The 12,285-nt window shown below is 44.7% G+C and carries 8 protein-coding genes; 3 read left to right on the forward strand and 5 right to left on the reverse strand.

Annotated elements, in window-relative coordinates; genetic code table 11:
• Window positions 1–112: 112 nt before the first annotated feature.
• Complete coding sequence (locus L2755_RS07120; RefSeq protein WP_248980038.1) at window positions 113–2,149, reverse strand: protein-disulfide reductase DsbD family protein; 2,037 nt, start codon at window positions 2,147–2,149, stop codon at window positions 113–115.
• Window positions 2,150–2,488: 339 nt separating this feature from the next.
• On the reverse strand, window positions 2,489–4,759 hold the full coding sequence (gene metE, locus L2755_RS07125) for a 5-methyltetrahydropteroyltriglutamate--homocysteine S-methyltransferase (RefSeq protein WP_248979994.1): 2,271 nt from the start codon (window positions 4,757–4,759) through the stop codon (window positions 2,489–2,491).
• Window positions 4,760–4,934: 175 nt separating this feature from the next.
• On the opposite strand from metE, the gene L2755_RS07130 reads away from it, so the two are divergent.
• Window positions 4,935–5,831 carry a LysR family transcriptional regulator gene (locus L2755_RS07130; RefSeq protein WP_248979995.1) on the forward strand — a complete coding sequence of 299 codons (897 nt, stop codon included), beginning with the start codon at window positions 4,935–4,937 and terminating at the stop codon, window positions 5,829–5,831.
• 51 nt (window positions 5,832–5,882) lie between these two features.
• Here L2755_RS07130 and L2755_RS07135 read toward each other — a convergent pair whose 3' ends face one another.
• Window positions 5,883–6,611: an HDOD domain-containing protein gene (locus tag L2755_RS07135; protein ID WP_248979996.1), complete on the reverse strand. Its 729-nt coding sequence runs from the start codon at window positions 6,609–6,611 to the stop codon at window positions 5,883–5,885.
• A 346-nt stretch (window positions 6,612–6,957) separates the two neighbouring features.
• The gene (locus tag L2755_RS07140) at window positions 6,958–7,548 is read right to left on the reverse strand and encodes an arylesterase (RefSeq protein ID WP_248979997.1); all 591 of its coding nucleotides are present in this window, start codon (window positions 7,546–7,548) and stop codon (window positions 6,958–6,960) included.
• A gap of 362 nt (window positions 7,549–7,910) precedes the next feature.
• Between L2755_RS07140 and L2755_RS07145 the strand changes: the two genes are divergently transcribed.
• The gene (locus L2755_RS07145) at window positions 7,911–10,067 is read left to right on the forward strand and encodes a TonB-dependent receptor (protein WP_248979998.1); all 2,157 of its coding nucleotides are present in this window, start codon (window positions 7,911–7,913) and stop codon (window positions 10,065–10,067) included.
• A gap of 87 nt (window positions 10,068–10,154) precedes the next feature.
• On the opposite strand, the gene lgt is transcribed toward L2755_RS07145, so the two are convergent.
• The gene (lgt, locus tag L2755_RS07150) at window positions 10,155–10,943 is read right to left on the reverse strand and encodes a prolipoprotein diacylglyceryl transferase (protein ID WP_248979999.1); all 789 of its coding nucleotides are present in this window, start codon (window positions 10,941–10,943) and stop codon (window positions 10,155–10,157) included.
• Between the two features lie 296 nt (window positions 10,944–11,239).
• On the opposite strand from lgt, the gene L2755_RS07155 reads away from it, so the two are divergent.
• Complete coding sequence (locus L2755_RS07155; RefSeq protein ID WP_248980000.1) at window positions 11,240–12,259, forward strand: aspartate carbamoyltransferase; 1,020 nt, start codon at window positions 11,240–11,242, stop codon at window positions 12,257–12,259.
• The last annotated feature ends 26 nt before the right edge of the window (window positions 12,260–12,285 follow it).

The raw sequence follows: 12,285 nt of genomic DNA on the forward strand, positions 1-12,285 counted from the left end.
TAGCTGAATGCTCTCTTCGAACCACTTTTTAGCCGCTCTCAACCATTGCGGCTTAGCTCACTAGCGGCTGTCATTTCAGGCGCTAGTGAAGTTGCCGAATTAACCAAGCGAGCTAAAATTGGGCTTTAGCTGAAGCTTGATTGATAGCATCGATCACCTGCTTTGCAGACAAGATTACCGGGAGCTTGATCCCATCCGGTGCATTGGGTCCAAAAACCACATTAAACGGCACACCATAACGATTATGGCTTTGTAAATAATCAGTAATAGCCGCAGAAGGTTTAGTCCAATCACCGATAACAAGATCCATATCAGCCTGTTTCAAGCGGCTATAAACCGGGTCCTGTAATATCACCCCGACTTTATTGGCTTTACAGGTAATACACCAATCGGCAGTCACATCGACGAAAACCGTTTGTCCTTTAGCGACTTGAGCCTGAATGTCACTTTGTTGAAGCGCAGTCCAGCTAAGATCCGTGGGTAATGGACGCGCCCAATTATCAGAGGTGGCAAACGCGGTTATCGCACTAGCAAGAATACCCATGCTAATGCTGGCTATCACGGCAGCAGAGCCATGTACCCTTGCCAACAAGGTGATAAATAACAGCACTAATATCGCCGCTACAATCCATAAAGTGGTGCTAGAGATAAAGTTTGCTAATAAGCTAATTAACCAAAGACTGGTGAGTAACAGTAAGCCAGCAAAAATAACCTTTACCACACTCATCCAGCGGCCGGGCTTTGGAAAGTAGTTAGCCACTTGTGGAACTGCCGCCACCAGCAACCATGGCAACGCCATGCCGACGGCTAAAGCAGTGAAGATAACAAACAAACTGATGACATCAGCACCTAGTGCAAATGCGACTGCAGTGCCTAAAAAGGGAGCGCTACAAGGCGTAGCTAATAACGTGGCGAACATGCCTTGTAAGAAGTGACCGCGGTTGTCATTTCCACCAGTGGTCGCAAGTTTTGTTTGCACACTCGAAGGAAGATTGATTTCGAAGGCGCCTAACATGTTTATGGCAAATACAGAGGTCACCAGCGCCATAAAGCCGATAAACCATGGGTTTTGGAACTGCACGCCCCACCCTATCGCTTGGCCAGTGATTTTTAAGGTAACGATAAAGCCTGCTAACAACCAAAACGAGACCAGAATACCTAAAGCGGAGGACAAAAATTGTTGGCGAATTTTAGTTTTGTCGACCGAAGGTGCCGCTACAACAGCGCTTAACTTCATCCCCAGAACAGGCAACACACAGGGCATGACATTCAATATCAATCCACCGAGCAACGCTAGCAGTAACATAGTCCATAACGATGAGCCGCTACTAATAATGTCCACCGCCGTCACAGAGGCACTGTATTCCATTGCAGTGTCAGCCTCTATTACGGTGACATTCAGCATTTTACCGATGACATCGGTTGCGCCTAACCAGCTACTACCATCGAAAATGGCTTTAAGCTGCTTATTACCCTGCTCATCGCTATTTGCCTCGAGGTATTTAAGCTTAAAGTTAACCTCAGGTTCACCATCAATGATTAATTGTGGATATTGCCAATCGCCCTCATTAAGTAACACTTCAAGTTGTTGCTTTGAACTGTCCCAACCCAGATTGATATCGGCGGTGGTGGTGCGTTGTGGCACACTGGATTTTGCCTTGTTATAGGCAAACATAGCCGCAGGATCCGCAGTCATGTTGTTAAGATTAACCTTTAAGTTAATGTCATAATCGGTGAGCACGCAGATATTGGTGCAACTCGACAGCGTCAGCAGCCCTTTGAGACTAAGCGGCTGCTTACTGTCTTCTACCTGCAGCTGCATAGGAAAAATCACATCATGCTTATAACCAAATGTCTGTAAGCCAAGCAGCGAAAAGGCTTCAGGCTTGGGCCATTCCCAGGTGACATCGGCAAGATTTTCTGATTGGTCCCAATTAATGCTGGGGGCTATGCCAGCTTCTCCGGGGCTACGCCAATAGGTTTTCCAGTCATCCTTGAGTTTTACTTCTAGAATAGCGGCTAGTGTCTGACTGACAGGATCGAGTTCGCCAGTCAGCATAAACTTAACTTGTACTGGCGGGTGATTTGGATTTTCAATCCAGCCAGTAGATTGTGCCAAAACAGAGCTTGATAATAACAAGCTAAACATCAGTAAAAAGGGGTTAATCGTTTTCAATTTCGTCTCCGTAACAATGCATAATTTCAGCTCTCTAATCGGTAAAGAGACTGAACTTCAGTCTGGCTGTGCGTGCTCAATGGCGGCATTTCTTTTGCGACAAACTGATTTATGCTGCGCACATCATTATCGATTATCACCAGCGCCACGCGCCAGCAAAAGATAAGACCGAGCTTTAACTGATTTAGTTCATCACTCAATAAAAAAATTAGCGCCAATGATAAAAAGTCCAATGACACTCATTGAAACCGAGCACATTGGACTGCTTAATCATTAACGCTAGGCAGAATGATTAACTAAATTCGATTTTAATTAACTCAGCTTTCTTCTGAGAAACTTAGTCGCCGCAACAAGATTGACTAACGCGGGCTCAACTTCATCCCAAGTACGGGTTTTAAGGCCACAATCGGGGTTAATCCACAGCTGTTGCACATCAATTTTAGTCGCTGCTTTTTCCATTAATGCCACTATCTCATCTACTGATGGGGTATTGGGGCTATGAATATCGTAAACACCGGGTCCTATTTCATTTGGATAATTGAAATCTTCAAATGCGTTTAGCAGCTCCATCCGTGAACGTGAGGTTTCAATGGTGATCACATCCGCATCCATGGCCGCTATTGCAGCGATGGTTTCATTGAATTCGCTGTAACACATATGCGTGTGGATCTGGGTGTCATTAACCACGCCTGCGGCACTCAATTTAAAGGCATTAACAGCCCAATTTAGATAGTGCTTCCAGTCACTCTTTTTCAGCGGTAGCCCTTCACGAAATGCGGGCTCATCGATTTGAATAATGCCGATACCCGCATTTTGCAGGTCGACCACTTCGTCACGAATAGCTAAAGCAATCTGAGTGGCTATCTGTTCACGGCTAATATCTTCACGGGCAAATGACCAATGTAGGATGGTAACGGGACCCGTTAGCATCCCTTTGACCGGTTTTTCCGTCAGACTCTGGGCAAACTCAGCCCACTCTACCGTCATGGCACTTGGACGTGACACATCACCATAAATTAGCGGTGGCTTAACACAGCGTGAACCATAGCTTTGCACCCAACCAAACTGCGTAAAGCCGACGCCGTCCAACTGCTCTCCAAAATATTCCACCATGTCATTTCGCTCAGCCTCACCATGTACTAACACATCGATACCCAGTTTTAACTGCCGCTCCACCGTATCTCTGGTGACTTGACGTAATTGCTCATTGTAGTTTTCTAGCGTAATTTCGCCTTTACGCCAGCGACTGCGCAAGCCACGAATAGCGGGGGTTTGTGGAAAGCTGCCAATGGTCGTCATCGGTAATAATGGCAGTTTATATTTCTGCCTTTGTGCTGTTTGACGTACGGCGAATTCATCATCACGTTGGTAATCATTAACACTTAACGCGGCAACTCTTTCGATAACCTCTTTATTAGCGGCCTTCGCTCGAACAGCTCGACGTGCTTCACACTCTTTAACAATTTCAAGGCTCTGGGATGAACTAGGCTCGGTCAACAGCAATTTAAGTTTGCTCAGTTCTGTCAGTTTCTGTTTGGCAAAAGAAAGTTGCAGTTTCAGCTCTGGGGCTAATTTCGTTTCCACATCTAAATCGACAGGGCTATGCAATAATGAACATGAAGGCGCTAACCAGAATCGCTGCTTGAGATCATTGGCAACACTAGCGATTGAAGCAGCAATATTGTCAAGATCAGCCGCCCATACATTGCGGCCATTAATGACACCCGCTGATAGCACCTGTGTTGGTCCTAATGTGGCGACAAATGGCGCTAACTGCTCTGGCGCAGTCACAAGGTCAAGATGTAAACCTGCAACCGGTAACGCTGCTACTAAGTGATGATGATGCTCAATACTGCCGTAATAGCTCGCGAGTAAAATGCTCACCTCGCAGCTCGATAATGCTTGATAAGCAGTCGTAATCGCACCAGCCCAGCTTGTGTCTAACTCAAGCGCTAAAATCGGTTCATCTAACTGCACCCACTCAACGCCTTGCGCGGCAAAACGGGCCAATATTTGACTGTAGGCAATCAGTAATTGCGGTAATAACGACAGTTTATCAAACTCACTATCCACCGTTTTGGCTAAATAAAGAAACGAAACCGGTCCAAGCAATACAGGTTTGGCTTGATAACCTAACGCTTGTGCTTCTTCGACCTCGGCAAATATCTGCTCATAGCCAATGCCAAACTGCTGTTCTTCAGTTAATTCTGGCACGATATAATGATAATTAGTGTTAAAATACTTGGTCATTTCTGCCGCAGGAGCATCTGTACCAGTGGGAGCTCGGCCACGACCCACTCTAAACAAAGTGTCTAAGTCGATACCATTTACACCGCGGTGACGCGCTGGAATTACGTCTAAAGTTGCAGTTAAGTTAAGGATCTGATCATAATATGCAAAATCTCCTACGGGAATTAATGACACCCCAGAATCGGCTTGCCAGCGCCAATGTTTTTCACGCAATTCCTTAGCAATATCAACCAGTTCAACTTGACTACACTCTCCTCTCCAATACTTCTCTACGGCGAACTTCAATTCACGTAAACGACCTATTCTAGGAAATCCCAAACTATTTAACTGCATATTGTATACCTTTTGGTGTTAAGATGAGTAAAATTCAGACACTCGTCCATCTGAATTTCATTATTCCAGTCTCGATATGGAAGTCTGGACGTCTAGAAGTTTATTGTGATAGTCTCTTTCATCGCAATCGAAATGAATTCAAGAGCAACATGAGAAAACTTCATGTGAGGATAAAATGATAGAGCTTAGACATTTACGTACATTAGTTGCCCTAAAGGAAAGCGGCAGCCTTGCTGGGGCTGCCAAGAAACGCTTTGTCACACAGTCGGCACTGTCTCATCAGATCAAGGAACTTGAAACAAGGATTAATTCATCCATTTTTGTGCGTAAGAGTAAGCCCCTCTCTTTCACACAAGAAGGGACTAGATTGCTAAACCTTGCAGAAGATATTTTACCTAAAGTCATTGAGACGGAGTTTGACCTTAAAAAAGGACTTGAAGAGGGTGACAATCAGCTGGGTGTCGGTATTGAATGCCACAGCTGCTTTCGCTGGTTAATGCCCGTTATTGAACAATTCAGACAGGAGTATCCGCAGGCTGATCTTGATCTCTCTAGTCGCCATCTTTTCGACTCCCTCAACGCGCTTGAGTTAGGCGAACTTGATGTGGTGTTAACGTCAGATCCAGTACCGGGACAAGCGATTGCTTATCAACATCTTTTTGACTTTGAGGTGCGACTTGTTGTGGCAAGCGATCACCCGCTTGCAAAACAGCAATATGTCACCCCAAAACAGTTAGAAAACTTAGCCATTATAAGTTATCCGGTATCGCTAGAACGTTTGGACATTTATCGTCATTTCATGGAGCCTGCCGGTATTCAAGCGGGACCGGTGATCAAGTGCGATCTAACGATGATGCTACTACAGCGCATCGCATGCAAAGACGGCATTGCGGCACTACCAAACTGGTCTATTAGCGAAAGCCATGGCTTAGACTTAGTCAGCATTAAGCTCGGTTCTGAGGGGTTGAAGAGGCCTTTGTTTGGCGCTTACCGCAGAAATGGGCCGAATGCTCGCTTAGCGCAACACTGGCTAGAGATGGTGGCAAAGGAAGGGATCGCTAAACAAAAATAAACCAGCCCGTTTAACACTAAAAAGCCTGCTTCGAGCAGGCTTTTTTTTAAGTTATAACGGTCGTAGTAATAGCTTTCTTTTGGCGAGCGTGCGCCTAAGAACGAGTCCGGGCGACGCAGCATTATGTGTTTGGCGTAAATTATGTGCTATCAAAAACTCATCACGTAACTCTTCATCGAGCCCCAAGGATTCAAAGGCTTCCATTGTCAACGTTTGTTGCTGGTTTTCAATAACCGCTTTAAGCACGCTAAGCGAATAAGGCTTGTCATTATCACAGTTTAAATAAGCAAATGCAGTCAAGGCTATGATGTCGCCAAATACACTAAACAATGCCAGTGTTTGCACTTCATCAGGACTGATATCAAAACTTTTCATTTGATGAAGACTATCGACAGCATCAATTGCAATGGCTTCCGTTAGTGCCCAATAGCCATGAATTAACTTCTTATAGGGTTCTGGTAACTCATCTAACCTTTCTTTCAGATAAAAGGTAAATGCATAGCGGTAGATATTCACTTGCCCCAGTCTCACCAAAGCATCTTTCAATGAACGATTCTTTGCCGAGTGAGCCGATATTTGATTAGCCGTGCTGCTGCGCCATAATAAATGTGCCGATAGCGCCGGATCTGACGAGACAATATCAATCACATTGCGGATATCACCATCGGCTATGATGGCTTTTTTTAACGGGATAAGTATCCCCCTACGGCCGATTACCTGCTCTTCATTGCCGATAATAGCGCGTACTTGAGTAAATACCTGCTGCTCAAGATCTGTCATTTGACGCTTTAAACCTTTTAGTATGTTTATTTATATGCGCAATCAGCTCAAAATGGTTAGCTATTGGCATTTGGGATCAAGCCCTCTTTCACTAGCTTATCAAGATTCAGCCATCTTTTGCGCATTTTATTTGGTTGAGATTATAAATCTGTGATTACGGCAACAATCCAACTAAAGAGTGCGCCAAAGGCTCAGTGCCAAGCAATAATTCTACACTTTAAGCATTTCACAGTTGGATACTTCAAAACTCATTTACCACCAAGGTTAAATCTAAATTTATATTGAGTATTTTAGCAACTTTAAATCGATAACACTGCTGACAATCTCGCATTTGCATACATCATCCCTACTTTATCTTTTCTAATATAGCATTAGCAAGCCTTAGGTAGCCGCTATCATTAAGGTGAATTGCATCAGATTTCATACTCGCGCTTTTCAGTAGTTCGCTCAGTGCATCCTCAACCAATACTAATTGATACTCATCTGCCAACTCGGCATAAATGGGCGATGGTGACAGAAACAGACTTTTTTGCGGCACCGCAATGAGTAGTACTGTCACCCCTCGCGATTGAGCGAGTTCTATCATTGCCGCTAAATTAGCTTTAGTACCCGCTTTAGGCTGATTTCTTAGAAAGTCATTACCCCCCTCAAGCAAAATGAGCAGCTCAGGCCGATGCTCTGACAATACTCTAGGCAATCTCTTTGCACCTTCAGCAGTCGTCTCTCCCGACACGCCAGCATTAATCACCTTTAGACCACTCAAAACGGCAAGCTGAGTTGGATAGTCTTGCTGACGTGATGCTCCAACACCCGCGGTTAAACTATCGCCGAATGCAACAACGGTGGCGTTTGCCGACAAAGGCGCAATACTCGCCTCTTGGCACGATTGCACTAGCAGCAAACATGGCAGCACTAACAGGAGTAATTTATGTCTCATATCGTAAATTCCGCCTTAATCTTAAATCAGCCTATCGACAGCATAGTAAAACAGAATGCATAAAATTACCGCTTTATCATAGGCGACTGCAATCATGGGATGGGTATAGATTCGCCTTTTAACCAAGTAATAAGCTGACTATTACTTGACCAATACCACGCTATATACTGATCTAAATCACAACTCTTATCATTTGCATTAAGATGATTGAACTTTTCATAGACTCAACAAATACGCTTCGACATACTGCCGCCAACAATAATCATTATCATTTACACACTGCGGTTAACACATGCAAGGGATAGCGTTACCATTGGATGGCGTTGTTTAAACGCAGTGTCTCCGCCTAAATGGGATCTATCATGAAGTTTAAGACCTCCTTAGTTGCGCTTTCTATCTCTGCAGCACTTCTTCCCAATATCGCTCATGCTCAAGATGAGGATATTGAAGTCATTACCGTGACCGCCAGTAGAATGGACAAGCCGGTGAGTTCTATCCCAAATACTGTGACTATCATCGACCAAGAGATGCTCGAAGAGCAGTTTAGAACGACTAGAGATCTCTCAACCATCATAGGTAACTTAGCGCCTAGCTTCTCTCCAAGCCGTCAAAAAATGAGTAATACCGGCGAAACATTGCGCGGTAGAGCACCATTGATCATGATTGATGGCGTACCACAGTCAAACCCTCTACGCAGTGGCGGTCGCTCTGGTCAAACTATCGATCCTGCGATGATCGCTCGAATTGAGATCATTCATGGCGCCAATGCGATGCATGGTCTTGGCGCGCAAGGCGGTATCATCAACTACATTACTAAAAAACCGACAGGCGATAATGAGCATCAGGTTAGCTTTGATGTCACCGTCCCTAACAGCCTTGATGCTGATGGGATTAGTTTTGGTACTAGCTATTCGTTTTCAGGTGAATCTGAAAACTTAGACATGATTGGTTCTGTCAGTTACCGCAATAATGGCGTTTACTACGATGCTAACGACGACATGATTGGTGTTGATACCACTCAAGGTGAGTCAATGGACAGCCAGAGTGCCGATTTCTTTCTTAAGTTAGGTCACAATTTCGATGAGTCGCGCCTTGAGTTAATGGTCAACCATTACAACATGGAAAATAATGGCGACTATATGGCCGTTAAAGGCGATAAAGAAAATGACATTCCAACAGGCGCTATTGAACAAGAGCAGCCATGGGAAGCGGCGAACAACCAAGTCACCACCACGAGCCTAACTTACACCCATCAAAACATTGCCGGCCAACAGTTAAACCTACAGTTTTTCAATCAAAACTTTGAAGCTGTTTATGGCGGCGGCTGCTGGGCTGATTTCTACGACCCGAGCATGGAAGGCAGCGATCAAGTCACCGTATGTGGTACTGGCAGTAACGGCGAGTCACTCTATTATGAACAATCGCGTAATAAGTCAGTAAAATGGGGCATGAAGGCATCGATGCTTGCAAAGGATATCGCTAACTCAGGTGTCAGCATTGCTTACGGTTTAGATGTTTTCCGTGATACCACAGAGCAAGATATGGTGGTCAGCGGCGAATCTTGGGTACCAGAGAGTACCTACGACAACATTGCACCTTTCGCTCAGATAGATTACGACATCATCGACAACCTAACGCTATCTGGCGGCATGCGTTATGAATACGCCAAGCTTAATGTCGATGACTATAAAACGCTTTATGGTTATGGCGACAAGAACATTGAAGGCGGCAGCCCTGACTTTACTGAAACACTGTTTAATATCGGCGCGTCTTACAAAGTAAACTCTTCACTGCGGATCTACACCAGCTTTAACCAAGGCTTTGGTATGCCCGATGTCGGCCGTGTGCTACGTGATGGCGACAACTTCCAAGGTGTTAATCCAAGCATTGAGGATTCCTTAGCATTGGATCCTATTGTGACCGACAATATTGAATTTGGCGCTGATTACCAAGGTGAATATTTCTCCGCAAAAATTGCCTATTACCGCTCTTCAAGTGACTACGGCGCACGCATGGTCGATAAAGGCGACGGCAGTGGTTCATTTGTTATTAAACGTGAAAAGAGCGTTATTGAAGGGATAGAGTCAAACATCACTGCTTATCTTGGCGATCATGATGATGTCGGCGTTAATATTGCTATCCAAAATGGCGAGTATGATTCCAATGACGATCAAAGTGTTGATACTGATTTAGATGGCGCTAACCTCTCACCAAACCGTATTAACCTGTTTTGGACACATAATTTCGACAACGATATCTCGACTCGTGTACAAGCAAACTTCTATATGGATAAAGACTTCAAAGATGCCAATAATGATGAATATGCCAATTTTGATGGCTACACCACCGTCGATGCATCTGTCGCAATCCCAGTCTACGATGGCACCCTAAGCATTGGTATTCAAAACCTGCTTAACGAAGACTATTACACCTACTACTCACAAACAGTGGGTAAAGACACCCGCTACTTTAAAGGCATGGGCCGCACGGCAACCATTGGCTTTACGCTTCCTTTCTAAGTTGAAGCAATAAAAAAAACCGCTAACGCATCGCGCTAGCGGTTTTTTATTGCTCAATTTCTATTGCCTATTGTTCTGTTGTTCTATTTAAGCCGTTTTGGCTTTGCGCACATAAGGTAAAACGAGTAGCACGATACCCACCAACAGAAAGGGAATACTCAGCAGCTGCCCAGCACTGAAAGTCCATGCATCGGCATACACAGCTTGCTTGACCTTAACCATCTCGATAGCAAACCGAGCACTAAAGATAAGCACCAAGAACAAGCCAAATATGGCTCCGTGTTTCTGCTTCATCTCCGTCTTCTTATAAACAACCCACAGCAATATGAATGTCGATAAGTATGCGATAGCTTCATAAAGCTGCGCCGGATGACGCGGCAACATATCAACTCGCTCAAACACGATCCCCCAAGCTTTGTTAGTGGGTAGACCAAGGATCTCCGAGTTAACGAAGTTAGCCATGCGCACAAAGAAGCCAAAAATGGCTGTCGCTATCGCCAAACGGTCGAGTAAAAACAGGAACGGCAGCTTAACCTGACGCTGGTAATAATAGAGTGCCAAGATAGCACCGACGCCACCACCATGACTTGCTAACCCGCCTTCCCATATAGCAAATATCTTAAGTGGGTGACTAAAATAATAGGCTGGGTCGTAAAAGAGGCAGTGCGCTAATCGCGCCCCAACAATAATACCCACCACACAATACATCAGTAAGTTATCCAACGACTCCACGGCTAGCTTTTCTTTTACGTAGATGTGCTTCATTACCTGAAAACCTGAGGCTATCGCCAGCGCAAACAATATGCCGTACCAATGTACTTTAAGCCCCATAAAGCTAATCGCTACAGGGTCTACATTCCAAATAAAATGGTCCAAATTTAACCTTCCAAGTGTGTTGGTTTACATCGTAAATATGATTTCTTATGCGCAGTTTTACGCGCCAGAAAGCATTTAGCAAGCGCTAAGCGATATTTGCAGCAACAGAATGTTTCAACTGTCCCATAATTGCCGAAAAATTGACTAATACACCTTTCTGTTACTTACCGCAGATATTCCACTACAACAGAATTTTTGCTATAGTGCCGCCTCAGCCACCCTACATAAATTTAGGGCTAATGAGCCGCGATTTAATGCGTGCTATAAAGCCCCCCAGAAATTGGAAATATAGGCTGATGACTCAGTTTCAAGGTTCACATATCCTTTCGGTAAACCAACTTAGTTTGGATTCCGTACAGAACATATTCGACGTTGCCACCCGAATGACCCCTTATGCCCTGCGGCAGAAACGCACCACCGTTTTAGACGGAGCGGTGTTGGGTAATCTTTTCTTTGAACCCAGTACCCGTACCCGCATCAGCTTTGGCTGCGCGTTTAGTTTGCTTGGTGGCAAGGTAAATGAAACCGTGGGCATGGCGTCATCCTCTTTGTCAAAAGGCGAATCACTATACGATACCGCCAGAGTGCTATCGAGCTATTCAGATGTCATTGCGATGCGCCACCCTGAAGCGTTCTCTGTAAAAGAGTTCGCAGAGGGTAGCCGCGTTCCAGTCATCAATGGCGGTGACGGTTCAAATGAACACCCGACTCAAGCATTGTTAGACCTGTTTACCATCCAAAAAGAGCTCGCTGCAGGTGGACGCGATATTAGCGGTATGCATATCGCTATGGTAGGTGACCTGAAATTTGGTCGTACTGTGCACTCGCTTTCTCGCCTGTTATGTATGTATAAGGATGTCAGCTTCACATTAGTGTCACCTAAAGAGTTAGCAATGCCTGACTATGTGATCAATGACATTGAAAATGCTGGGCATAAGATCACAATAACGGACCAACTTGAGGGCAATTTAGATCGCGCTGATATACTCTATCTAACTCGAATTCAAGAGGAACGCTTCCCTTCTCAAGATGAAGCAAATAAATACCGTGGTAAGTTCAGACTCAACCAAAGTATTTATACAAAGCATTGTAAATCGAACACAGTGATCATGCATCCGCTGCCACGAGACTCTCGTGAGCAAGCAAATGAATTGGATAACGATCTTAATAACCACCCTAACCTCGCCATTTTTAGGCAGGCTGATAACGGTTTATTAATTCGTATGGCACTGTTTGCACTGACGCTAGGTGTTGACTCTCAATTAGAGCAATATGAGCGCCCAGTTAATTGGTATTCACGAAAAGCTGAATTTTAATCAGGCTACTGACTTTTAAGGATCTA

The sequence above is a fragment of the Shewanella abyssi genome, from assembly GCF_023284025.1.
GTDB classification, from domain to species: Bacteria; Pseudomonadota; Gammaproteobacteria; order Enterobacterales; family Shewanellaceae; genus Shewanella; species Shewanella abyssi.